Source organism: uncultured Ralstonia sp., assembly GCA_913056305.1.
Classification (GTDB): domain Bacteria; phylum Pseudomonadota; class Gammaproteobacteria; order Burkholderiales; family Burkholderiaceae; genus Ralstonia.
On the sequence record CAJXMR010000059.1, the window covers coordinates 1 to 24,357 of the forward strand.

At 65.3% G+C, this 24,357-nt stretch carries 24 protein-coding genes; 5 read left to right on the plus strand and 19 right to left on the minus strand.

Annotation, left to right across the window (positions count from 1 at the left end; genetic code table 11):
• The 3 genes from QZ609_RS11935 to QZ609_RS11945 all read left to right on the plus strand — a co-directional run.
• A partial coding sequence (locus tag QZ609_RS11935; RefSeq protein WP_295494609.1) for a universal stress protein occupies nt 1-399 on the plus strand: 399 nt, incomplete at its 5' end.
• A 184-nt stretch (nt 400-583) separates the two neighbouring features.
• Nucleotides 584-2,077 carry an NCS1 family nucleobase:cation symporter-1 gene (locus QZ609_RS11940; protein ID WP_295494612.1) on the plus strand — a complete coding sequence of 498 codons (1,494 nt, stop codon included), beginning with the start codon at nt 584-586 and terminating at the stop codon, nt 2,075-2,077.
• 16 nt (nt 2,078-2,093) lie between these two features.
• The gene (locus QZ609_RS11945; protein WP_295494615.1) at nt 2,094-2,828 is read left to right on the plus strand and encodes an aspartate/glutamate racemase family protein; all 735 of its coding nucleotides are present in this window, start codon (nt 2,094-2,096) and stop codon (nt 2,826-2,828) included.
• A gap of 109 nt (nt 2,829-2,937) precedes the next feature.
• Here QZ609_RS11945 and aceA read toward each other — a convergent pair whose 3' ends face one another.
• From aceA to QZ609_RS11985, 8 genes are all read right to left on the minus strand, one after another.
• Nucleotides 2,938-4,242: an isocitrate lyase gene (aceA, locus tag QZ609_RS11950; protein ID WP_295494618.1), complete on the minus strand. Its 1,305-nt coding sequence runs from the start codon at nt 4,240-4,242 to the stop codon at nt 2,938-2,940.
• 394 nt (nt 4,243-4,636) lie between these two features.
• Nucleotides 4,637-5,050, minus strand: a complete 414-nt coding sequence (locus QZ609_RS11955; protein WP_295494621.1) for a gamma-glutamylcyclotransferase — start codon at nt 5,048-5,050, stop codon at nt 4,637-4,639.
• Entirely contained in the window at nt 5,043-5,549 is a 507-nt protein-coding gene (rraA, locus tag QZ609_RS11960; RefSeq protein ID WP_295494623.1) for a ribonuclease E activity regulator RraA, read from the minus strand. The genes QZ609_RS11955 and rraA overlap by 8 nt, the downstream gene beginning before the upstream one ends.
• Nucleotides 5,550-5,582: 33 nt before the next feature.
• Nucleotides 5,583-7,298, minus strand: coding sequence for a thiamine pyrophosphate-binding protein (locus QZ609_RS11965; protein ID WP_295494626.1), 1,716 nt, complete (start codon nt 7,296-7,298; stop codon nt 5,583-5,585).
• 81 nt (nt 7,299-7,379) lie between these two features.
• Entirely contained in the window at nt 7,380-8,204 is an 825-nt protein-coding gene (locus tag QZ609_RS11970; RefSeq protein ID WP_295494629.1) for a LytTR family DNA-binding domain-containing protein, read from the minus strand.
• Nucleotides 8,205-8,207: 3 nt separating this feature from the next.
• Complete coding sequence (locus QZ609_RS11975) at nt 8,208-9,449, minus strand: sensor histidine kinase (protein WP_295494632.1); 1,242 nt, start codon at nt 9,447-9,449, stop codon at nt 8,208-8,210.
• Complete coding sequence (locus QZ609_RS11980; protein WP_295494635.1) at nt 9,449-9,784, minus strand: 2TM domain-containing protein; 336 nt, start codon at nt 9,782-9,784, stop codon at nt 9,449-9,451. The genes QZ609_RS11975 and QZ609_RS11980 overlap by 1 nt, the downstream gene beginning before the upstream one ends.
• Before the next feature lie 150 nt (nt 9,785-9,934).
• Entirely contained in the window at nt 9,935-11,413 is a 1,479-nt protein-coding gene (locus tag QZ609_RS11985; RefSeq protein WP_295494638.1) for a PHB depolymerase family esterase, read from the minus strand.
• Nucleotides 11,414-11,973: 560 nt separating this feature from the next.
• Here QZ609_RS11985 and QZ609_RS11990 point away from each other — a divergent pair.
• The gene (locus QZ609_RS11990; RefSeq protein ID WP_295494640.1) at nt 11,974-13,254 is read left to right on the plus strand and encodes a filamentous hemagglutinin N-terminal domain-containing protein; all 1,281 of its coding nucleotides are present in this window, start codon (nt 11,974-11,976) and stop codon (nt 13,252-13,254) included.
• A gap of 376 nt (nt 13,255-13,630) precedes the next feature.
• Nucleotides 13,631-15,106 (plus strand): ShlB/FhaC/HecB family hemolysin secretion/activation protein, encoded by a 1,476-nt coding sequence (locus QZ609_RS11995; protein WP_295494643.1) that lies wholly within the window; start codon nt 13,631-13,633, stop codon nt 15,104-15,106.
• A 14-nt stretch (nt 15,107-15,120) separates the two neighbouring features.
• Here QZ609_RS11995 and QZ609_RS12000 read toward each other — a convergent pair whose 3' ends face one another.
• The 11 genes from QZ609_RS12000 to ssuD all read right to left on the minus strand — a co-directional run bounded on the left by QZ609_RS12000 (nt 15,121) and on the right by ssuD (nt 24,308).
• Nucleotides 15,121-15,315, minus strand: coding sequence for a type II toxin-antitoxin system VapB family antitoxin (locus tag QZ609_RS12000; RefSeq protein ID WP_295494646.1), 195 nt, complete (start codon nt 15,313-15,315; stop codon nt 15,121-15,123).
• 70 nt (nt 15,316-15,385) lie between these two features.
• On the minus strand, nt 15,386-16,345 hold the full coding sequence (locus QZ609_RS12005) for a CysB family HTH-type transcriptional regulator (RefSeq protein ID WP_295494648.1): 960 nt from the start codon (nt 16,343-16,345) through the stop codon (nt 15,386-15,388).
• A 37-nt stretch (nt 16,346-16,382) separates the two neighbouring features.
• The gene (locus QZ609_RS12010; protein WP_295494651.1) at nt 16,383-17,492 is read right to left on the minus strand and encodes a sulfate ABC transporter ATP-binding protein; all 1,110 of its coding nucleotides are present in this window, start codon (nt 17,490-17,492) and stop codon (nt 16,383-16,385) included.
• Entirely contained in the window at nt 17,489-18,475 is a 987-nt protein-coding gene (cysW, locus tag QZ609_RS12015) for a sulfate ABC transporter permease subunit CysW (RefSeq protein WP_295494653.1), read from the minus strand. The genes QZ609_RS12010 and cysW overlap by 4 nt, the downstream gene beginning before the upstream one ends.
• Nucleotide 18,476: 1 nt before the next feature.
• On the minus strand, nt 18,477-19,406 hold the full coding sequence (cysT, locus tag QZ609_RS12020) for a sulfate ABC transporter permease subunit CysT (protein ID WP_295494655.1): 930 nt from the start codon (nt 19,404-19,406) through the stop codon (nt 18,477-18,479).
• A gap of 110 nt (nt 19,407-19,516) precedes the next feature.
• Nucleotides 19,517-20,182 carry an alpha/beta hydrolase gene (locus tag QZ609_RS12025; RefSeq protein WP_295494657.1) on the minus strand — a complete coding sequence of 222 codons (666 nt, stop codon included), beginning with the start codon at nt 20,180-20,182 and terminating at the stop codon, nt 19,517-19,519.
• Between the two features lie 22 nt (nt 20,183-20,204).
• Entirely contained in the window at nt 20,205-21,104 is a 900-nt protein-coding gene (locus tag QZ609_RS12030) for an EAL domain-containing protein (RefSeq protein ID WP_295494659.1), read from the minus strand.
• A gap of 38 nt (nt 21,105-21,142) precedes the next feature.
• Nucleotides 21,143-21,358 carry a molybdopterin-binding protein gene (locus QZ609_RS12035; protein WP_004626558.1) on the minus strand — a complete coding sequence of 72 codons (216 nt, stop codon included), beginning with the start codon at nt 21,356-21,358 and terminating at the stop codon, nt 21,143-21,145.
• A gap of 79 nt (nt 21,359-21,437) precedes the next feature.
• Nucleotides 21,438-22,307: an ATP-binding cassette domain-containing protein gene (locus QZ609_RS12040; RefSeq protein ID WP_295494671.1), complete on the minus strand. Its 870-nt coding sequence runs from the start codon at nt 22,305-22,307 to the stop codon at nt 21,438-21,440.
• 18 nt (nt 22,308-22,325) lie between these two features.
• On the minus strand, nt 22,326-23,120 hold the full coding sequence (gene ssuC / locus QZ609_RS12045) for an aliphatic sulfonate ABC transporter permease SsuC (RefSeq protein ID WP_295494673.1): 795 nt from the start codon (nt 23,118-23,120) through the stop codon (nt 22,326-22,328).
• 24 nt (nt 23,121-23,144) lie between these two features.
• Nucleotides 23,145-24,308: an FMNH2-dependent alkanesulfonate monooxygenase gene (gene ssuD / locus QZ609_RS12050; RefSeq protein ID WP_295494677.1), complete on the minus strand. Its 1,164-nt coding sequence runs from the start codon at nt 24,306-24,308 to the stop codon at nt 23,145-23,147.
• Nucleotides 24,309-24,357: the final 49 nt, after the last annotated feature.

Below are 24,357 nucleotides of genomic sequence, written 5' to 3' on the forward strand. Positions count from 1 at the left end.
GAGCTGTCGCGCAAGGCGGTGGCGGGCGCGCTCGACTTTGCCAAGACGCTCGGCGCGCGCCTGACCGCGTATACCTGCCTGGAGGAGTATCCGTACACGCCCTTCTCCGAGATCGTCGTGGAGACGCCGCAGGCGTTCAAGGAGCGGGTGGAAGCACAGGCACGCGTGGTGCTCAAGGACGTGGAAGACGCCGCCCGAGGCGCCGGCATCAACTGCGACACCGACATGAGCTGCTTTGCCGTGCCCTACATGGGCATCATCGACGCGGCCGAGCGCCATGGCTGCGACGTCATCTTCATGGCCTCGCACGGGCGGCGCGGACTGGCGGGGCTGCTGCTCGGCAGCGAAACGCAGAAGGTGCTCACGCATACCGCCATTCCAGTGATCGTCTATCGATAAGCCGCCGGTATACAACGCCACGACCTCGCAGAGCCGCCCCATCCGGGCGGCTTTTTTTATGGCTTTGGCCCTCAAAATTATGAACACATATTTTGTACACAAAATAAGACTTTGTTTGGGCAAGTTTTCTCCACAATGAAGATACGGCGCTCCATGCCCGCACAACAACAAAGGAGAAGACAGCATGACCACCTCCACCGCTTCGGCGGCACCGGCGGTTGATCCGCCACATTCCCATCCGCACGTCATCCTCAAGCCGCATTACGACCCGCGGCTCACCAACGAAGACCTCGCGCCGCTGCGCAAGCAGACCTGGGGCACCTACAACATCTTCGCGTTCTGGATGTCGGACGTGCACAGCGTGGGCGGCTACCTGACGGCAGCGAGCCTGTTCTCGCTGGGGCTGTCCAGCCTGCAGGTGCTGTTCGCGTTGCTGGTGGGCATCGTGATCGTGCAGGTGTTCTGCAACCTGGTCGCCAAACCCAGCCAGGTCACGGGCACGCCCTACCCCGTCATCTGCCGCGCCTCGTTTGGCGTGCTCGGTGCCAACATTCCGGCCATCATCCGTGGGCTGATTGCGGTGGCGTGGTACGGCATCCAGACCTACCTCGCGTCGTCGGCGTTCCTGATCCTGGCGCTAAAGTTTGCGCCGCAGCTCGCTCCTTATGCGGATGTCACGCAGCACGGCTTTGCCGGCCTGTCGACGCTGGGCTGGGCGGCGTTCATGCTGATGTGGGTGCTGCAGGCCCTGGTGTTCTGGCACGGCATGGAGTCAATCCGCAAGTTCATCGACTGGGCGGGCCCGGCGGTCTACCTGGTGATGATCACGCTGGCCGTGTGGCTGGTCTACAAGGCCGGCTGGGAGAACGTCAACTTCACGCTCAGCTTCCTAAAGTACACCGGCTGGGATGCGGTGCCCGTGATGCTGACGGCGATCGCGCTGGTGGTGTCGTACTTCTCCGGCCCGATGCTGAACTTTGGCGACTTCTCCCGCTACGGCAAGGATTTCAAGGCGGTCAGGCGCGGCAACTTCTGGGGCCTGCCGGTCAACTTCCTGGGCTTCTCGCTGCTGACGGTCGTCATCACGTCGTGCACGCTGCCGGTGTTCCACCAACTGCTGACCAATCCGATCGACATCCTGTCGCGCATCGATAACGCGACGGCCGTGGTCATCGGCGCGCTCACGTTCACGATCGCCACCATCGGCATCAACATCGTCGCCAACTTCGTCTCGCCGGCGTTCGACTTCTCCAACGTGTCGCCGCAGCACATCAGCTGGCGCACGGGCGGCATGATCGCCGCGGTGGCGTCGATCTTCATCACGCCCTGGAACCTCTACAACAACCCCGAGGTGATCCACTACACGATCGACGTGCTGGGCGCCTTCATCGGCCCGCTGTTCGGCATCCTCATAGCCGACTACTACTTCGTGCGCCGCCAGCACGTGGACGTCGACGAGCTCTACACGCTGCGCCCCACCGGCCGCTACTGGTACAGCAAAGGCTATAACCCGGCCGCCGTGTGGACCATGATCCCGTCCGCGCTCGCCCCGATCGCATGCGTGGTCATCCCCAGCCTGCAATGGCTCGGCAACTACAGCTGGTTCATCGGCATGGGCATCGGACTGGTGCTCTACCCCGTGCTGATGCGCCGCCAGCAAGCCTCCCTCACCCATTGAATCGACACTGACGACCATGGACATCCGCATCATCAATCCCAACACGACCACGAGCATGACCGCGCTGATCGGCCGTTGCGCGCAAGCCGCGGCCGCACCCGGCACGCACGTCACGGCCGTCAGCCCGCAGATGGGCCCCGCCTCGATCGAGAGCCACTACGACGAAGCCCTCTCGGTGCCCGGCATCCTGGATGAGATCCGCCACGGCGAGCGCGACGGCGCCGATGCCTACGTCATCGCCTGCTTTGGCGACCCGGGCCTCTACGCCGCACGCGAGCTGGCGCACGGCCCCGTCATCGGCATCGCCGAAGCGGCCATGCACATGGCCAGCCTGATCGGCAACAGCTTCAGCGTGGTGACGACGCTGGAGCGCACCTGTGGCATGGCCTGGCACCTGGCCGAGCGCTACGGCATGCGGCACGCCTGCCGCAACGTCCACGCCAGCGACCTGCCGGTGCTCGATCTGGAGAAGCCCGGTTCGAATGCGCGCGCGATCATCCTGCAAGCCTGCCGCGATGCGCTGGAACAGGACCGCAGCGACTGCATCGTGCTCGGCTGCGCCGGCATGGCGGACTTGTGCGAAGACCTGAGCGCCGAACTCGGCGTGCCCGTCATCGATGGCGTGGTGGCGGCGGTCAAGCTGGTCGAGGCGCTGGTTGGCATGCGCCTGTCGACTAGCAAGCACGGCGACTGGGCTCGGCCGCTGCCCAAACCCTACACGGGGATGCTCGCGCCGTTTGCCCTGACCTAACGTCGCGCCCATAAAAAAACCGCGTCACTCACGGGACGCGGTTTCGAGTGGCAGGTGCATGGTCAGTGCACCCGCCCAGGTTTCCTGGATGCCGGATGCGTCGGCAACCTCAAGCAACCTTCTTGGCTTCCGCCTTTTCTTCGAAAAACTGTTCGTCTTCCGTCGAACCCTTCAGCGCCGTGGTGGACGCGTCACGCTCGATGGTCTGCGTCACGGCGTCGAAGTAGCCCGTGCCGACTTCGCGCTGGTGCTTCACGGCCGTGAAGCCCTTTTCAGCAGCCTTGAACTCCGCCTCTTGCAGCTCGACGAAGGCGCTCATCTGGTTGCGGGCATAGCCGTGCGCCAGGTTGAACATCGAGTAGTTCAGTGCGTGGAAGCCGGCCAGCGTGATGAACTGGAACTTGTAGCCCATCGCGCCGAGTTCCTTCTGGAACTTGGCAATGGTGGCGTCGTCCAGGTTCTTCTTCCAGTTGAACGACGGCGAGCAGTTGTAGGCCAGCATCTTGCCCGGGAACTTGGCGTGGATGGCTTGCGCAAACTTCTTGGCGTATTCCAGATCCGGCTTGCCGGTTTCGCACCACACCAGGTCTGCCACTTCTGCGTAGGCCAAGCCGCGCGAGATGGCTTGCTCCAGGCCCGGCTTGGTGCGGTAGAAGCCTTCCACCGTGCGCTCGCCGGTGCAGAACGGCTTGTCGTTCTCGTCCACGTCGGCGGTCAGCAGGTCTGCGGCTTCGGCGTCGGTACGGGCGATCAGCACGGTCGGCACGCCCATCACGTCGGCAGCCAGGCGAGCAGCCACCAGCTTGCTCACGGCTTCACGCGTCGGCACCAGCACCTTGCCGCCCATGTGGCCGCACTTCTTCACGGCAGCCAGTTGGTCTTCAAAGTGCACGCCCGAAGCGCCGGCTTCGATCATGGCCTTCATCAGCTCGAACGCGTTCAGCACGCCGCCGAAACCGGCTTCAGCGTCCGCCACGATCGGGGCGAAGAAGTCGATGTCATCCTTGCCTTCCGACCACTGGATCTGGTCAGCACGCTGGAACGTGTTGTTGATCTTCTTCACGACCTTTGGCACCGAGTCCACCGAGTACAGCGACTGGTCCGGATACATTTCGCCGTTGCTGTTGGCGTCGCCCGCAACTTGCCAGCCCGACAGGTAGATCGCCTTCAGACCAGCCTTGACCTGCTGCATGGCCTGGTTACCCGTCAGTGCGCCCAGCGCGTTGACGAACGGCTCGTTGTTGATCAGGGACCACAGCTTCTCGGCACCGCGCTTGGCCAGCGTGTGCTCGATCTGCAGCGAGCCGCGCAGGCGCACCACGTCTTCAGCGGTGTAGCCGCGCTTGATGCCCTTCCAACGCGGGTTGGTGTCCCATTCCTTCTGCAGCTTCTGAATTTCGAGTTCGCGCGACATCACACTCTCCTTCTTGATCGCATCCATCAAACAAAACCTGGGAAATCTCACTCTGCGCCTTGAGCCGGATGCGCCTTCTTGGGGCGCCGCCGGGTGGCTCAAGTCCTATGTCTTATATAAGAGTGTAGGGAGGGCAGGTGCAGCGCAACAAGAAGAACCTCGCCTCGAACGCAAGTTTTTATTCTTTTATTTTCAATAGCTTGCGATCAATATTTCACGATACGGGAATATTTTCCCCATCATGAAAGATGCCGATGGTGCCGTGCGACGGGCAATTTTTGTGGATCAAAAAAGCTTTCCGCATTATGAAATTCAGGGCGGACTGTCATCGCCCTGAAACGCAGGCAAAAAAAAACGCCTCGGGTGCGGCGTTCTAAGCGATCGAAAAGCGCGATCAGCCGCGCGCCAAGCGGTGCGCGACCCAATCCCCGCCTGTGATAACAGGCCGTCCTGCAATGTGTTTGGGGCTGACCGGATAGACGATGCAATCGATCGTCCGATCGCCGATCGTGATGGCGTGCGTCTCCCGTAGGAACAGCGCATCCCCACCGGGATAGACCTCTTCGATTTCATCGAGCACCGGCACCAGCGCCGCATCGATGCGGTACACATCGCCACGCACGGCTGTGCCGGTTGGGTCCAGCACCAGGCCGGGGTAGGCGCCGAAGTCGTACAGCCGGCCGTGCAGCGTGGCGTGGCCGATCAACTCCGGCTCGGGAATGCCACGCGCGGCGGCGGCCACGCGCAGGTCGTTGGCCTCGCCCCCGCGCAAGGTGCCATAGACGAAGACGTGGATGGCGCTAGTCATGCAGCTTGTCCTTGGAGACCAGCACGCCGTCTTCATCGGCATAGATCCACTCGCCGGCCTGGATGAATGCGCCGGGCATCTGCACGCCCACGTCGCGGTGGCCCACGTTCTGCTTGATGCTCTTGCGCGGGTGCACCGCCAGCGCATGGATGCCGATGTCGCACTCGGCCAGCTCGCGCGTGTCGCGCACACAGCCGTTGATGAGAATGCCCTCCCAGCCGTTGTCTTTTGCCAGCTGACCCAGGTTGCCGCCAACCAGCGCGCAACGCAGCGAGCCGCCGCCGTCGATGACGAGCACGCGGCCCGCCCCTTGCCCTTCCAGCGTGGAGCGCACCAGGCCGTTGTCTTCAAACACCTTGAGCGTGACGGCAGGCCCGGCAAACGCAGCGCGCTTGCCAAAGCTGCGGAACACCGGCGCCAGTACGCGCAGGGTGCCGAAGGCGAGTTTGTCTTCGTGCGCGTCGCACAGGTCGGTGACGGGGGTGAGCGTTGTCGTCATGGCGATGTTGATCGGGTTGATGAAAAGCGGAAATCAGCCACGCGACTGCGCGCGCAATGAATCGATGGTCGCGCGCGGGCTGATGATGTTCGGATCGGTCTGCACTTCGATGAGGCTCGCCACGGGCGAGGCCAGCGCGGTCTCCACGGCTGACTGGAAGCCTTCGAGCGAGCGCACCGTGTGCCCCTCGGCGCCGTAGGCGCGGGCCAGCGCGGCGAAGTCCGGGTTGCGCAGCTCGGTGCCGCTCACGTGCTCGGGGTACTCGCGCTCCTGGTGCATGCGGATGGTGCCGTACATGCTGTTGTTGACGACGATGAAGATCACCGGCGCGTTGTACTGCATGGCGGTCGCCAGCTCCTGCCCGTTCATCAGGAAGCAGCCATCGCCCGCCATGCAGATGACGGGCGTGTCCGGGCAGACGATCTTGGCGGCAACCGCCGCCGGGGCGCCGTAGCCCATTGCCCCGCTGGTCGGCGCCAGTTGCGTGCGCGAGCCCGACGCCAGCGCCCCGTACTGATAGAAGCGGTGCAGCCATGTGGCGTAGTTGCCGGCGCCGTTGGTCAGGATGCTGTTGTGCGGCAGGCGCTCGCGCAGCCATTGCATGGCGCGGGCCATGTCGATGCCCTTGCCTGCGAACGGCGGTGGGGCGATGTTGGCGAGGTAGTCGGCGTGCGCGGCTTCGGTCCAGTCCGACCATCTCGGCGGTACGTCGGGCGAGACACCTTCCAGCGCCTCGGCCATCGCGGGCATCGACGCGTGGATCATCAGATCCGCCTGGTACACGCGCCCCAGTTCTTCCGCACCCGCATGCACGTGGATCAGCGTCTGTTTCGGGCGCGGCACGTCGAACAGCGTGTAGCCGGAGGTCGTCATCTCCCCCAAGCGCGGGCCAACGGCGAGTACCACGTCCGCCTCGCGCACGCGCGCCGCCAGCTTCGGGTTGATGGCGATGCCGACATCGCCGGCGTAGTTCGGGTGGCGGTTGTCGAACAGGTCTTGCCGGCGGAACACGCAGCCGGCGGGCAAGTTCCAGCGCTCGGCAAAGGCCTGCATCCGCGCGGCGGCCTGCGGCGTCCAGCCCGAGCCGCCCAGCAGCAGCAGCGGACGCTGCGCGTTCTGCAGCAACGTCTTCAGTTGCGCCAGGTCATGCGGGCCAGGCCAGGCCATCGCGCGTGGCATCGGCGGTACGTCGGCCACAGTGGCGACCTGGGTGAGCATGTCTTCGGGCAGCGCCAGCACCACCGGGCCGGGTCGGCCGGCGGTAGCGGTCTGGAAGGCACGCGCAATGTATTCGGGGATGCGCTCCACGCTGTCGATCTGCGCGACCCATTTGGCCATCTGGCCGAACATGCGGCGGTAGTCGATTTCCTGGAACGCCTCGCGGTCGACGAAGTCGCGGCCGACCTGGCCGATGAACAGGATCATCGGCGTGGAATCCTGGAACGCGGTGTGCACGCCGATGCTGGCGTTGGTCGCGCCAGGCCCGCGCGTGCAGAAGACGATGCCGGGGCGGCCGGTCAGCTTGCCGTAGGCGTCGGCCATGTTGGCCGCGCCGCCCTCCTGCCGGCAGACGATGAAGCGCGCGCGGTCGCGGCGCTGGTAGAAGCCTTCGAGCACGCCGAGGTAGCTTTCGCCCGGCACGCCGAAGGCGAGGTCGACGCCGTGATTGACCAGCGCATCGACGAGGATCTGGCCGCCGTGGCGGGCTGTGGGATTGGCGCTCGCGGGGCGTACGACTGCTGTCTCCATGGCGGCGGGTCTCGCGCTTGATTCGTTGACGACACAACGGATCATAGCGGAAGGCCCTTGGGCACACACGCCCGAATCGGGCTACATCTGCCGAAACAAATGCGCATACTGCCGCGCCACCGGCAGCGTCTCGGTGCGGCCGTGCATCTTCAGCGCGAGGCGGCCGAGCGACAGGTGCACGGCGCTGGACACGTGCGCTACGTTGACCACCGTGCCGCGATGCACTTGCCAGAAGCGTTCGGGATCAAGCTGCATGAGCAACTCGCGCAGGCTGGTGCGGATCAGCGATTCGCCCGCGCTAGATACGACATTGACGTACTTGTCGGTCGCTTCCAGATACAGCACGTCTTCCACGGGGATGAAGCGCACCTCCTGCCCGACCAGCGCCTTGATGAAGCGCAGGTAACCGCCGTTCGGGGTCACGCGCGTCTGCGCGGCGCCTTGCAGGCCGGCCAGGCGTTCGACCAGCTCGGCCAGCGTCTGCGTGGGGTCGGCAGCCGCGTTGCCGTTCGGCCGCGTGACCAGGCGAGCCTTCAGGCGCTTGACCGTCTCGGCCAGGCGCTCGGCCTGCACGGGCTTGAGCACGTAGTCGACGGCGGCCTGCTCGAACGCGTCCAGCGCGAACTGGTCGTAGGCGGTGACGAACACCACCAGCGGGCGCTCCTCGCGGTTCGACAGCTCGCGCGCCACGTCGATGCCCGACAGCCCCGGCATGCGGATGTCCAGGAAAACCACGTCCGGCCCCTGCCCCGGCGCCGCATCGTCGATCACGTCGAGCACCGATTGCCCGTCATGCACGGCCGGCTGTAGCGTCGCTTCGGGCCACAGTGCGGCGAGTTCGTCGATAAGGTTATCGGCCAGTGCCGGTTCGTCGTCGGCGATCAGCAGGCGGGGAGATGACGGCATCGGTCAGGTTCCGGCAGGGGCGCGCGTCGGCAGCGCGGGGTTGGCAGCGGAGCGGGAGAAGCGGCAGCGCCATTCCGGCGCATCAGCCGGGATGCCACGGTCGGCCGTCTCGTGTGCGAGCGGCAACTCGACGGTGACGGTCACGCCGTGCGGCATGGTCTCGGTAATCGTCAGCCGCGCATCGCCGTCGAACAGCCGCGACAGGCGCTCGCGCACGTGCGTCAGGCCCAGGCCGGTGCCCTTGCCCGAGCCGGCATCGTTGCCGAAGCCGGCGCCGGTGTCGCGCACCTCCAGCACGAGGCGCTCGCCTTCGCGGCGGGCCGAGAGCGCGATCTCGCCACCCTCGCGCGCGGGCTCGATGCCGTGCACGACGGCGTTCTCGACCAGCGGCTGGATCAGCATCGGCGGGATGACGATGTTGGCGATGGCGTCGTCCAGCGCCAGCGAGAATTGGAGGCGCTGACCGAAGCGCAGTGCCTGGATGTCCAGATACGCCCGCAGCATCGCAAACTCCTGCGCCAGCGTGCATTGCTCTGCACGGGCGTGCTGCAGCGAGTTGCGCAGGAATCCGATCAGATGCTGCAGCAGACGCCGGGCATTGGCCGGATCGCGCGCGATCAGCACATCCACATGGGCCAGCACGTTGAAGAGGAAATGCGGCTCGATCTGCGCCTGCAGCGCCATCAACTGCGCGCGCACGACTTGCTTCTCGGCCTCTTCGCGCTCCAGCGCATCGAGCGCGGCCTGGCGCTGCAGCGCGACCAGCTTGCCGCGCGACCAGTAGAAATACGTCGCGCCCAGCGCGGCAAGCATGGCGATGATGAAACTCATGCGCAGGCTGTCGGCACGCCACGGCTGGTTGCCCGTGCAGAGGATCAGGCGCGCCACCCATTGCCCGAACGGCACACCGATCAGCACAGCGCCCACCAGGATCCACGGGAAGATCCTCTTGCTGGGCATGCCGTCCCCCCACAGCAGATGCCGTGGCACGTCGATCAACAGCCACATCGACAGGCCGATCGCCTGGCTGTAGACGAAGTCGTTCCAGAACGTTTCGTCCGGCTTGATGCCATAACACAGCGCTGCCGCAATCAACGTATTGACGGCGGCAACACTGACGAACCTGCGCAGCCAGTTCATGGCGATGCGTTTGGATTCGGCAAGCGAAGGAAACGACACATTGGCGAACATGCGGCCGATCTTACCGGAGGGCTCCCCGGCGTTGAAGCGTGGGGTTTCCCGCATCAGCGGCGGCCCGCTTGCGATTTTCCGACCTGCGCCTGCAGGCGCGCGAGTTCCTGGTCGACCATGCGCTGGTAGCCGTTGCCCATGCTCCAGGCCAGGCTCAGGCCGTGCGCCGCCAGCCCCATCCCCCAGCCCAGCAGCGGCCAGACGAACCAGAACTGCCCGCGTGAGAGCGCAATCGCTGCCAGCACGGCATTCACGGCCAGGAACGACAGGAGGTGGATGCGGAACCCCATGCGCGCGCCGGCACGGTGGCGGGCACGGCGCAACAGGGCACGCTCGGATTCAGTGGATTCGGCGGATTCGGCGGATTCGGTATAGGGGATGGCGGACATGGCGATCTCAGGTGAAGCCGAGGATGTCCGCAGTATAGGAATGGCACCCCACAAGGTGCCATGGCAATGCGATGAACGCACAAATGAGGGGATCGAACAGCAGGTATCCGGCGGCGCCGTCCGACCCCCGGGGTGCCGGGGTGCGCCCGCTTACGGGCAGTTGCCGATGATGTAGTACCCGGCCGCCGTCTGCGCCAGCGTGTTCGTGTAGAACACGTTGTCCAGGCCCATGCTCTGGTTCGAGCCATTGGCGTAGGCGATGCCGCCGCTGTCATGCGCCCGGCCGGCCTGCACGTGGGCGTAGTTAGTGGCGTTCACGGCCGTGCAGCTGAAGCTCGATTGCATGGTGGCTGACACGGCGCTCGATTGCGCGCTCTCCCCTGCCGTCGGGTCGATCTCCGTCACGGTATAGCTGTAGCGCGTGCCCGCGATCAGGCCGGTGTCGGTGTACGTGGTGGAGGTGGACGAGCCGACCTTGGTGCCGTTGCGGTACACGTTGTAGCTGCTGGCGTTGGTGACCGCGTTCCACGACAGCGAGATCGTGGTCGTGGCGGTGCCCGTGACGGCCAGGCCGGTCGGCGCACTGCCCGACTGCACCGGCCCGCTGCCCGCGCGCAGGTTGTTCTTGACCCAGTAGTCCATCACGAAGGCCGGGTAGTTGATGTGCGTGGCGTCGACGTAGTTGGTGTTGTCGCCGCCGGTGCCGGCCGGCCAGGCGTGCGCCATGCCGGAGACCGAGATCTCGTGCGTGCGCAGCTTGCCGTTGCTGTCGGTGTACGGCGTGTTGGTGCCACCGCCCGAGATCGACACCTGCGCGCCCTGCGTGAAGGTGCCGCCGTAGATGATGCGGAAGGCTGCTGTATCCATCGGGCCATAGGCCTGCGCCACGGTGTAGTCCGAGGTGCCCCACACCGCCCCGGCGATCTGCGTGGAGAACTTGCTCGCGTTGGAGCCTGCCCAAGCCTTGCAGTTGTTGGCGGCCGTCGTCGCGGTATAGCCGGACGGCACGTAGCCGATCTGCGATGTGGTGGTCCCCGGCGGCGGGCCGGCGTTGATGCCGATGCCGGCAAAGATGTCCGGCGCGATGCAGCCCAGCACCATGGTCATGCCGCCGCCAGACGACAGTCCGGCCACGTACACCTGGTTCGGGTCGATGGCGTATTGCGCGTTGGTGACGAACCGATTGATCAGGTCCAGCAGCACGCCGACATGCCCGCTCGTGCGGCTGGGCGCGGTGTTCGCGTAGTCCCAGCAGTGGTTGCTGTAGAGATTGCCGGTGGCGTTGGGCGCCAGAATGACGGCGCCGTACTGCTCAGCGATGGTCTTCCAGTTGAAGCCGGCGCCGTTGGCGTTGTCGATCACGTCGCCGGAAGCGGTCTGCACGCAGCCGTGCAGCACCAACACGAGGGCGCGCTTGCCGTTGGGCGTGGTCGGTTGGCTGGCCGGCCAGTAGAAGTAGCCGGTCAGGTTGCCGCCGTTGACGGTGTCCGCCGCCCAGGTTTGCTGGCTACTCCAGGCGCCGGGGCCGGCGGTGACGGCTGCCTGCGCGGAAAAGGCCGCCAGCGCGGTCATCAGTGTCGCGAGCAGCGCGCAGAGCCACTGCCATCGATGTCCTGCTTGGTACGTCATGGTGTCTCTCTCCTCTTGTGGTGTGTCTTGCTTTTCAAACTTCACGGCAACACAAAGCCCTGCGCGCCGGCGCTCGCCGGGTAACGCATCAAAAAACACGGCCTAACAGCGAACAAAAAGACGTGACGATGCGGGCGTGTCATGCAGACGCGCAGTCGTATGACCAAGTCTGGCCGGCCGAGCCATCTAACCGCACCTCAGAAAACGCCCGACCTCGCGGTCTGCAAACGGCGCGCCCAAAAACATGACAACTGATTCATGTTTCATCGTAGGAAACGGGTCAATGCCGTGTCAAATAGTGGCTTTCCCTGATCTGGAAATGCGTGCGGCAAAACGAAACGGACAGTTTGATCCCAGGGTGCGAGAACGATCAAATCAATCCCCCATTTCTTGAACATTCAGATTCGCCTGATGGCCATACACCCCACACGGCCCCTACACTCGGCGCCGTCGATGGACGCGCCGCAAGCGAGGCGCAATCTCGACGGCTCGGGAGAACAAGGCTCGGCGGCCCGAGCATCGTTCACGCTCAACGTTGTCGTCCGCAAGGGAATCAATCAATGAAAATAAACGAGACACTTTCCGTCCTTCGTCCCGCCTTTTCGGCAGTCCTGCTGTTCATAGCCGCCAATGCCCATGCGGTCGGCACCGGCACGATCGCCGACGGCATCGGCAGCATCGACAAAAGCGGCAACACAACCACGGTCAACCAGACAAGCCACAAGCTCATCGTCAACTGGGACCACATGAACGTAGGCAACAGCGACACGCTGAATTTCGTTCAACCAACGTCCAACTCTGCCGTGCTGAACCGCATCAGCTTGGCGGACCCAACCTTGATCCTCGGCACGCTGAACGCCAGTGACCGGGTATTCATCGTCAATCCGAATGGCGTACTGATCGGCAATAGCGCGAAGATCAACGTCGCCAGCCTGATCGCGTCGTCACTCAATATCACTGACAAGAACTTCAAGGCCGATCGGCTGAAGTTCACGGGTGGTGGAAAGGGTGATGTCATCAACGCGGGGGAAATCAACGCGACCGAATCGGTCGCATTGATCGGCTCGAAGATGGTGGTGAATACGGGCTCGATCACGTCAGCGAACGGTGATGTCGTTCTTGCCGCCGCCGACAACATTCGCCTCGCGTTCAACGGCCCCCACCTGCAAGCCGAGTTGAGCAAGGGAAGCCTCAAGGCGCTCGTCAACAACGGGGGCCTGATCGCCACGCAAGACGGCAACATCCTGCTTACCGCATGGGCGCGCGATACGCTCACCCGCAGCGTGATCAACAACACCGGTGTGCTGGAGGCTTCGAGCTTGACCGCTCGACAATCGAACGCCCCCGGCAACGCGGGCGACATCAACATCCAAAGCGCGGGGAACGGTGAGGTCACGATCGGCGGCGCAGCCACGGCCAGGGGCTGGCTCTACGCTCACGGCCATCGCGGGACGTTCGACGGCGCGGCCACGGCCGACGTATTGAAAGCGGCGTTTACGCGGCAAGCCATCACGACCGACCGCGCGTTGTTGCAAGCCAATACCGGGCGCATTTCCGGCGGCAACGTTGATTTCACGCGCGGTCAAACAACGCTTGGCCGCCTGATCATGAACGTCGATTCTGCCGACATGACACTCGCCGGCAACGCCAACCTCGTCCAGGTATACGCCGCCGACAATCTGCGTATTCACGGCCTGAACGACATCCGGATGACGCACGTGACCAGCGGCGGGAATATCGAGGTCTCGGCGGCGAACAATCTCCATGTCGAATTCGTGGAGGCGCTTGGCGACGTCACGCTCAAGGGTGCCAACGTCACGAGGAAAGATACGGATAGCTAGCCGCATCGCAATCGCGCGCGCCCGGTGCAGCACCGCACTCAAGCTGCCAACACCTCCGGGCGCGCCTCCGTCACAGGCCATCGCAGCGATGATGCCGACGCCCACGTCCAGCGCGATGTAGGGCTTGATCATGCAACCCCCGAAACTCCTCTCGCTTGGCGCGCTTGTGCTTGCCGCCATGGGCAGTCCATGCGCTGGCGCACAAGGCGCCCCTCAGAACACAACGTCAAGATCCGTCGGATTGCCGTCTAGCGGCTCGCTCCTGCGAAACAATCCGATACTGAGCGCGCCGGCCGAGCCACACGGCACCGAAGAGCAGAAACTGCAAGGCAACCGACCTGCACCTGCTGGCACCCCGACGGACAACGAAGCGCGTGTGCATGTCACCCGTATCGAGGTCGACAACGTGCCCAAGTCGTTGCAAGCGCAAGTGGCTGCCGTCGTCACGCCCTATCGCGATCGCGAGATGACGTTGACCGACGTGCGCAACGTCGCGATTCAAGTGACGGAGGTGCTGCTCGACAACGGTGAGAGCATCTCCTACGCGTACGTGCCACCGCAGGACATGGTCGACGGCGTCGTGCGGCTGAACATCCTGCGTGGCCGGGTCGAAGCAATCGAGCTGCAACACAATCGCTCGCTCGTGCACACCTCTGCGCTGCAAGCGTATCTGGATCGCGGCGTGACACCCTCCGGTGATATCCATGCCGCGCAAGACCAGCTGACGCGCATGTCGGATCTGCCGGGTCTTGGTGCGATCAACTCCACGCTTTCCCCTGGGAAGACCCCGGGTGGAACCGTACTGTCGGTAGACGCGGAGGCCGGCCCGCGCATCGAGGGGGTGCTCGTGACGGACAACGCAGGCTCCCGCCTCAGCGGGCGCAACCGGGCAGGCGCGCAAGTCGGCATCAACAGCCCGCTCGGTTTCGGCGACCGGCTGCAAGCCGTGTTCTACGGCGCGCCCGACGCTCTCCAGCTCAACCACGACAGCGATGGCGGCCAAACCCTGATCGGACGTGTGTCGTATGACAGGCCGATCGGGGCGCGCGGCGCGCGGCTGGGTCTGTCGGTTTCGCGTGTCGACTACACACTGGGCGGCCTGTATCAAGACCTGGGCGAAGGCTACGCGACCGTGTACAGCCTCTACGGCAGCTACCCGCTCGCACGCGCGCAGTCGTACAACCTCGATCTCAATGGAAATCTGGACTACAAGCGGATGAGCGACTCGCTGCTCGACTCGCCCAACCGACGCTCGGCTCCTGCCCTGGCCGTGCAGCTCGCCGGCGACGGACGCAGCCAGCTCGCGGGGCTGCCGAATGTGCTGCAGTACCAGATCGGCGTGAGCCGTGGTGACTTACACAATGACGCTGACTGGAATGGCGCGCAAACACGCGGCCGATTCCTCAAGGCGATGCAATACGCCAAGCTCCAGCAAGGGCTCGGGCGCGGTCTCCACCTGGATCTATCCATCAATGCGCAGCAAGCGTCGCGCAATCTCGACGGCGCTGAAAAGATGGTGCTCGGCGGCCCCAACGCCGTGCGTGCCTATAGCAACGATACGGCGAGCGCAGATAGCGGGTATGTCGCGTCGCTCGCGCTGAACATGTCCGTGCCCAAGCTGAAGGGTGTCACCGCGCTGGTGTTCTACGACCGGGCACGAGCCACGGTGCAGAAGTTCGTGCGTCGTGGAGCGAACGCCGTGTCGATGGATGGCTACGGCTTTGGACTGCAGTTGTCGATCCACAATCGGGCTTCGGTCAACCTGAGCTATGCAATTCGCCGCGGCAGTGATCCGCTTCTCGGCAAGCAGCATCGATCGGTGCTTTGGGCGAGTGCAGTCGTTCGATTTTGAACTCGGCTCACCAATCATGCCGGGTTCCGCCGACGCGGCGTCACAACCAGATGGGGCTCCGTACCACCGAGGCGGGCCAAGCGGCGCGCGCATTCGCGCTCGATCAGCGCAGTCAATGCTTCACAGACCAGCGCGGACTTTTCCTGAAGCCCGGTAAGAGCCTGGGCCTTGGCGATCAAATCGTCATCAAGAACGAGCGTGGCACGCATGTTGGTCTCCGCGGGAAGGCACGATTTTGTCAGCAAACGATGCCGCAGCACCAGCCTTTCCGCAACAGGATCAAGCCGCCAACACCTCCCGCGTCCCCTGCGCCACCACCGTAGAAGCCACCGCCTCCGCCACCGTCTCGCGCGACAGATGCGGCGCAAACATACCGATGAAGTCGTGCGCATAGGCGCGCAGATAAGCGCCACGTCGCACCGCTACGCGCGTGGTGTTGGGCTCGAACAGGTGGTCGGCGCCGATGCAGACGAGATTGTCGTCCTTGCGCCCGTCGTAAGCCATCGACGCGATGATGCCCACGCCCACGTCCAGCGCCACATAGGTCTTGATGACGTCCGCATCCATGGCGGTCAGCACGATCTCGGGCTGCAGGCCGGCGCTGGCAAACGCGGCGTCGATATTGCGGCGTCCCGTGAAGCCGGCGTCATAGGTGATGAGCGGGTACTGCGCCACGTCTTCGAGCGTAGGCAGCGGGTTCTTGGTCAGCGGATGATCAGGGCTCACGACCAGCACGTGGCGCCAGCGGTAGGCCTCGAAGGAAGTCAGACCGGGTTCGTTGGCCACGGCTTCGGTGGCAATGCCGATATCGGCCTGGCCCGTGAGCAGCAGTTCGACGATATGCGAGGGCGACGCCTCCTGCAGCGCCAGCGTGACGTGCGGATATTCCTTGCGGAACGACTGCACCACCTTGGGCAGCGCATAGCGCGCCTGCGTGTGCGTGGTCGCCACGGTCAGGCGGCCGGACTGGCGGCCGGAGAACTCTTCGCCGGCCTGGCGCAGGTTCTCGGCTTCGAGCAGCAGGCGCTCGACGATGCGCACGATCTCGCGGCCGGGCTCGGTCAGGCCGGTCAGGCGCTTGCCGTAGCGCTCGAAGATCTCCACGCCCAGCTCATCCTCCAGCTCGCGGATCTGTCGCGACACCCCCGGCTGCGAGGTGTACAACGCGTTGGCGACTTCGGTCAGGTTGAACTGGCGGCGCACCGCCTCGCGGATGGAACGCAGTTGCTGGAAGTTCATGCTCGTGTCCTCTCGAATAATTGTCGTGGGAGCGGCCTTATGCGGCGGCCTGCGCAACGGCCGGCTGCGCGCCTTGCGCGAACACGCGGATGGCGCGCGGACGCACCACCAGTGTTTCGCCTTCACGGAAGCCCTCGGCGCGGAAGCGCTCGATGGGCAGGGAGACTTCGATGATGTCGTCGGTGTCTTCGCGCTCCAGCTCCAGTTGCGCGACGGCGCCCAGCGTGAGCGCGCGGCGCAATGTCACCGGGATGCCCTCGGCACCCGGCGCGTAGCGCTCCAGGTCGATCTCGTGCGGGCGCACGAAGGCCACGGCTTGGTCAGCGCGCGACGAATCCACACCACCCGACGGCACGGTGATGGCTGAATCGCCCACGTGCAGCACGCTGCCACCCTCGCCTTCTTCCAGGCGCCCGTGGAACAGGTTGACGTTGCCGAGGAAGCCATAGACGAACGGCGTGGCCGGCGTGTTGTAGACGGCGTCGGGGCTGCCGACCTGCTCCACTTGGCCGCGGTTCATCAGCACCACGTTGTCGGCCACTTCCAGCGCCTCTTCCTGGTCATGCGTGACAAACAGGCTGGTGACGTGCAGATCGTCGTGCAGGCGGCGCAGCCAGCGGCGCAGCTCCTTGCGCACCTTGGCATCGAGCGCGCCGAATGGCTCGTCGAGCAGCAGCACACGCGGCTCCACCGCCAGCGCGCGCGCCAGGGCGATGCGCTGGCGCTGCCCGCCCGACAGTTGCGGCGGGTAGCGATCGGCCAGCCAGTCGAGCTGCACGAGTTCCAGCAGGTCCTTCACCTTGGCGCGGATCTGCGCTTCGCTCGGGCGCTGCGCGCGCGGCTTCACGCGCAGGCCGAAGGCCACGTTCTCGAACACCGTCATGTGCTTGAACAGCGCGTAGTGCTGGAACACGAAGCCGACCTGGCGCTCGCGCACGTGCTGGTCGGAGGCATCCTCGCCGTTGAGGTGGATGCTGCCCGAATCCGCGTGCTCCAGCCCGGCGATGATGCGCAGCAGCGTGGTCTTGCCACAGCCCGACGGGCCCAGCAGCGCGGTCAGTTCACCCTGCTTGAAGTCGAGCGAGACGTCGTTGAGCGCGACAAAATTGCCAAAGCGTTTGGTGACGTGTTGAACCTGGATGCTCATGCGGCGCTCCCTTCGAGCGGAGATTGCACGGAGACGTGCGGATGCGAAATCGACTGTGATGGCGATTGCGTGATGCGCTGGCCCGGACCCTCGCCCACGCCGGCATCCGCATCGGCCAGCTCGCGGCGGCTGCGCCATTCGACCAGCGTCTTGAGGCCCAGCGTCACGAGCGCCAGCAGCGTCAGCAGCGAGGCCACGGCAAACGCGGCCGCGAAGTTGTATTCGTTGTAGAGGATCTCGACGTGCAGCGGCATCGTGTTGGTCAGCCCACGGATATGGCCCGACACCACCGACACCGCACCGAACTCGCCCATCGCCCGCGCATTGCACAGGATCACGCCATACAGCAGGCCCCACTTGATGTTCGGCAGCGTCACGCGGAAGAAGGTCTGCCAACCCGACGCGCCCAGCACGATGGCGGCCTCCTCCTCTTCACTGCCCTGCGCCTGCATCAGCGGGATCAGCTCGCGCGCCACGAACGGGAAGGTGACGAACACCGTCGCCAGCACGATGCCCGGCACGGCAAAGATGACCTTGAAGTCGTGGTCAGACAGATAGGGGCCGAACCACCCCTGCGCGCCGAACAGCAGCACGTAGATCAGCCCCGCGATGACCGGCGACACCGAGAACGGCAGATCGATCAGCGTCAGCAGCAGGTTTTTGCCACGGAACTCGAACTTGGCGATGGCCCACGCGGCCGCCACACCGAACACGACGTTCAACGGCACGGCAATCACCGCGACGGTCAGCGTCAGATAAATTGCGGACAGCGCATCGGGCTCGATCAGCGCTTCCAGGTAGACGTCCACGCCCTTCTTGAACGCCTCGTAGAACACACTCGCCAGCGGCACGAACAGGAACAGTGCGAGGAACAGGAACGACACGAGGATCAGCGTCGCGCGCACCCAGGCGGATTCCGCCGTGGCGCCGCGTCGGCCAGTGGCCGGAGCGTGACCGAGTTGACGGGAAACGGTACCGGCCATGTCAGGCTCCTGCCGCTGCAGAATGGGAGGCCCCCACAGCGGCCAAGGTTTCGGGGGCGCGCTCCAGCGCATCGCTGCGGCTGCCGCGGCGGCGCGTCCAGGCCTGCAGCAGATTGATCACCAGCAGCAGCGAGAACGAGATCGCCAGCATCACCACCGCAATCGCCGTAGCGCCCGCGTAATCGAACTGCTCCAGCTTGGAATAGATCATCAGCGGCGTGATCTCGGAGATCATCGGCATGTTGCCGGCGATAAAGATGACCGAGCCGTACTCGCCCGTGGCGCGCGCGAAGGCCAGCGCGAAACCGGTCAGCAGCGCCGGCAGCAGGGTCGGCAGGATCACGCGCGTGAAGGTCTGCCAGCGCGTGGCGCCCAGGCTGGCGGCGGCCTCTTCCAGCTCGGTTTCGAGGTCTTCGAGCACCGGCTGTACCGTGCGCACCACGAACGGCAGCCCGATGAAGGTCAGTGCCACCACGATGCCCAGCGGCGTGAACGCGACCTTCAGCCCCAGCGGCTCCAGCCGCGAGCCGATCCAGCCATTCGGCGCATACAGCGCCGTCAGCGCGATGCCTGCCACTGCCGTGGGCAGCGCGAATGGAAGATCGACCAGCGCATCAATCAACCGCTTGCCCGGAAACCGATAGCGCACCAGCACCCACGCCACGATCAGCCCGAACACAAGGTTCACGACCGCCGCGATGAGCGACGCACCAAACGTCAGCTTGTACGAGGCGACCACGCGCGGCGCGGTGACGGTGGTCCAGAACGCGTCCCACGTCATGGTGAACGTCTTGAGGACGGTCGCCGACAGCGGGATCAGCACGATCAGCGCGAGGTACAGCAGCGAGAAGCCCAGCGCCAGCCCGAAGCCCGGGAGCACGTTGGCCGGCTTACGCCGCTTGGAGGGAGAAAACGCAGAGGACAGGCTCATCAGCGCAACCAATAAAAAGGCCGCAACGCTGCGGCCGATGTGCAGATGAACCGATTGTGGCGAGGGGTTCTTATGAAGAAAACGAATATTTGCGCATGTACATCATCGTTTTAGATATAAGGCGTGCTGGGTAAGACATCCCACTGGGCTTGCCAATCGGCGCCATCGCGGGAGGCTTCCGGCGCACTTGCGCGGCCGATCAGGCGGTCCAGCAGGGCGAGGCCAGGCGCCCAGTCGCCCAGGCCGGAATCGGCATTGATGTGCCCGGCATGGCCCGCGTCGACGATCTCCGCGCCCCAGCGGATGCCCCACTCCACGGCCTGGCAATAGCTCAGCCAGGGGTCATTGCGGCTGGCGACAACGATGGCGGGGAACGGCAGCGCGCGTTGCGGCAGCAGGTCCGCCACGCCAAACTTGTCCGGATCGGCCGGTGCCACCAGCAGCACGCCGGCCACCGCACTGCGCGCCTGCATCGCCCAGTGCAGCGACGCCAGGCAGCCGAAGCTGTGCGCAACGAGCACGGCACGCACGCCTTGGCGAGGGCGCGCGGCCTGCACGGCGCGCACGGTCTCGCCCACGCGCGCAGACCACTGCCGCAGATCGGGCGTGCCCCAATCGTCCTGCTCGACGCGCTGCCAGTCGGCAAAGCGGTGTTCCCAATGGCTTTGCCAATGGCCTGGGCCGCTGCCATGCAATCCGGGCACGGTCAGCACCGCCAAGTCGGCGGGCCAGTGCCAGTCGCGGTCGGCGGCGGGTTGTGCTGCACTGCGTGCCATCGTGTGTCCTCAATCCAGGGGATTATTCGGTCAGCGAGAGCCCGGCGCCCCACTGCTGCGGCACCAGTGGCGCCTGGGCTTGCGGCGCACGGGTCGGGATCACGACCAAGGGCTCGGGTGCGGGGGCGGGTTCCTCCGACTCCGCGCCCGGCAGCATGCTGCCCTGCACATAGGCGATGCCGGCGTCGCGGGCGAGGTCGAGATCGCGCTGGCGCTCGCAGCGGCGCAGGGCCAGCGTGACGCCCAATTCGCGCGCGGACTCCGCCAGCCCCAGCACATGCCGTGTCTGCCAGTCGCGCCGCGCATCGAGCTTCAGGAAGGCCGGCCGCGCATGCACCATCAGCGCCCCAGCCTCGGCGGGGTCGGATGCCTGCACCGCCACGGCAAAGCCATTGCGCCGGTAGTTGTCGACCACGAACAGCAGCAGGCCTAGGTCGTCATTGGCGGTGGACGGCACCTGGATCACGAGCTGCTCCGGCGAGAGCCCCAGCGCCGTCACCGCACGGTGGAAGGCCTTGCCGTGGTCGGCTGCCACCGCCGCCAGCAGGCGGCCGTGCACGTTGACCACCAGCCGCCGCGCATCGGTGCGGGCAAAGTAGTTGAGCGTATGCACCAGCCGGCACAGGCGGTCGAGCTCGACGAGCGTGCTATCGTCGGCGGCGTGCGAGAACATCTTCCACGGGTTCAAGCCGGCGTCGCCGTCGCGCGTCCACGTTCGCATCACGGCCTCGTGGCCGTCGAGGGCCAGCGTGCCATCGGTGGCTACGCGCCAGACCGGTTCGAACAAGCTGGTCAGCGAGCTATGGAAGAACTGGCCCTGGACACGCCCGCTGGCGTCACGCCAAAGCTGGCGATCCGGCGCCGGGGCGCTCGGCAAGGTGCCGAGAAATTGTGCAAGTGCGGTGGTGTGCATGAGACTCATCGGATTGGGCTCCTGTTGGGTCGCCTCCTCCTCCCCCGTCACAACTTAGCGATCGAAACTTCTGTCGCCTTCACCAGCGCCACCACTTCGCTGCCGATCTTCAGGCCGAGGCTATCGACCGAACGCGTGGTGATGACCGAGGTGACGATGCCGGCCGGGGTCTCCACGTCGATCTCCGAGAGCACGTCGCCCCGGATGATCTCCTTGATCTGCCCGCGAAATTGGTTGCGTACGTTAATCGCTTGGATGCTCATGATGTTCCTTCTTAGATGACAAGAGCCGAATGTTCAATTCGGCGCCAGTGAATATTTTTGGGGAGAAGATTGCTTCGGCTTACACGGCCCAGCGCACCGCGGTGGCGGACACGCCGCGCCAGGGTGATGCCCACGCCGTGTGCGTTTGCACATCGGGCAAGGCTTCGGGATCGATCTTGCGCTGCATCACGCGGTTGAGGATCGCCTCCTCCAACCGCGCAAACGCGGGCGATCCGCGATGACGCGGGCGCGGCAAATCGATGCGTTCATCGAGCGCGATGCGGCCGTCTTCGATCAGCACCACGCGGTCGGCCAGCGCCACCGCCTCAGCCACGTCGTGCGTGACCAGCACAGCGGTAAAGCCCAGGCGCTGCCACAGACCTTCGATCAGGTTCTGCATGTCGATGCGGGTGAGCGCATCGAGCGCGCCCAGCGGCTCGTCGAGCAGCAGCAGACGTGGGCGGTGCACCAAAGCGCGCGCCAAGGCCACGCGCTGGCGCTGCCCGCCCGACAGGCGTGACGGCCACTCGCCCGCGCGCTCGGCCAGGCCCACTTGCGCGAGCACCTCGGCAGCGTGCGCGCGCTGTGGCTTCGGCAGCCCCAACGCAACGTTGTCGATCACGGTCTTCCACGGCAACAGGCGGGCGTCCTGAAACATCACACGCGCATCGTCGTGCAGGCCGTCTTCGGCTTCGCCGTCGCGGCGCAGGTGGCCGTCGTCGATGCCCTCCAGCCCGGCAATCAGCCGCAGCAGCGTGCTCTTGCCGCAGCCACTGCGCCCGACGATGACGACAAACTCGCCCGGCGTGATCTCCAGGTCGATGCCGTGCAGCACTTCTCGATCGCCATAGCGCTTGACGACGTGCTCGATGTGCAGCGCGGTCCCGTGGTGATTCGCGTGGTGTTCCACGCGCTCCAGCACGGCGTGTTCGGTGGCGTTGCTTTGCATGCAGTTCTCCAATTCAGCTCAAGCGGCGGCCTGATAGCCGGGATGCCAGCGCAGCCAGAAACGTTCCAGCGCCCGCGACAGCAAGTCAGCCAGCTTGCCCAGCAGCGCATAAAGCAGGATGCCGAGCAGCACCACATCGGTCTGCAGGAACTCGCGCGCGTTCATCGTCATGTAGCCGATACCGGATTGCGCGGAGACCGTCTCCGCCACGATCAGCGTCACCCACATCAGGCCCAGCGAGAAGCGCACGCCCACCAGGATCTGCGGCAGCGCGCCGGGCAGGATCACCTTGCGATAGAGCTGCGCGCGCGACAGCCCATAGCTGCGCGCCATCTCCACCAGCGCCGGATCAACCGAGCGGATGCCGTGATACGTGTTCAGGTAGATCGGGAAGAACACGCCCAGCGAGACGAGGAACAGCTTGGCCGACTCATCGATGCCGAACCACAGGATCACCAGCGGGATCAGCGCCAGCACCGGGATGTTGCGGACCATCTGCAAGGTCGTGTCGAGCAGCGTCTCGGCGGTGCGGAAGGTGCCGGTCAGCAGCCCCAGCGCCAGCCCCAGCGAGCCGCCGATGGCGAAGCCCAGCAGCGCGCGCCACGTGCTCACGGCCACGTGCGTCCACAGCTCGCCCGAGCGCGCCAGCGCAAAGGCCACCTTGGCCACGTCCAGCGGCGCCGGCAGGATGCGGTTCGACAGCCAGCCCCATTGGGCCGAGGCCTGCCACAGCACCAGCAGCACCAGCGGCACGAGCCACGGCGTCAGGCGCTGGCGCGCCGCTTTCAGGAAAGTGTTCGGTTTCGATGCCATTGCCCTGCTCCTTCGATGTCTGCCTCAGCTTGCGGCCACCTTGGGCACGATGCCGGTGGCGATCACCTCGCCAAACGGCCCGTTCAGCACCTTGCCCGGCAACTTGTCGCGCACCGAGCGCGGCAGCAGCGGGAACACCAGCTCGGCAAAGCGGTACGACTCTTCCAGATGCGGATAGCCTGACAGCACGAAGGTGTCGATGCCGAGGTCGGCGTACTCCTTCATGCGCGCAGCCACCGTCTGCGGATCGCCCACCAGCGCCGTGCCGGCACCGCCGCGCACCAGGCCCACGCCCGCCCACAGGTTCGGGCTGATTTCCAAGTCAGCGCGGCTGCGCTTGGCGCCACCGGAGTGCAGGGCCGCCATGCGCTGCTGGCCGGCGGAATCCATCTTGCTGAAGGCCTCCTGCGCGCGGGCGACGGTGTCGTCGTCCAGCTTGCTGATCAGCTTGTCGGCGGCTTGCCAGGCTTCCGCATCCGTCTCGCGCACGATCACGTGCAGACGGATGCCGAAGCGCACCGTGCGGCCGTGCTTGGCGGCACGCTTGCGCACGTCGGCGATCTTCTCGGCCACGGCGGCAGGCGGTTCGCCCCAGGTCAGGTAGGTATCGACCTGCTCGGCCGCCAACTCATGCGCTGCTTCCGATGACCCACCGAAATACACCGGCGGATGCGGCCGCTGCACCGGCGGGTACAACACCTTGGCACCCTTCACGCTCAGGTGCTTGCCGGAGTAGTCCAGCGCCGCGCCCTCGTGGCTGGCCGCCAGCGTCTCACGCCAGATGCGGATGAATTCTTCCGAGGCCTCGTAGCGTTCCGCATGGTTGAGGAACAGGCCGTCGCCGGCCAGCTCCGCCGGGTCGCCACCGGTGACGAGATTCACCAGCAAGCGGCCCTGCGAGAGCCGGTCGTACGTGGCGGCCATGCGCGCGGCCAGCGTCGGCGCCATCAGGCCCGGGCGCACCGCCACCAGGAAGCGCAGGCGCTTGGTGACGGGGATCAGGCTGGCGGCGACGATCCACGGGTCTTCGCACGAGCGGCCGGTGGGGATCAGCACCCCCTCGTAGCCCAGCGTGTCGGCCGCCACGGCCACCTGCTGCAGGTAGGCGTGATCGACCTGGCGCGCGCCCTCGGCGGTGCCGAGGTAGCGGCTGTCGCCGTGGGTGGGGATGAACCAGAAGACTTGCATGACAGCTCCTTGAATCGAAATCAGCTTTGAGCGATCGCCAGTTGCGCCG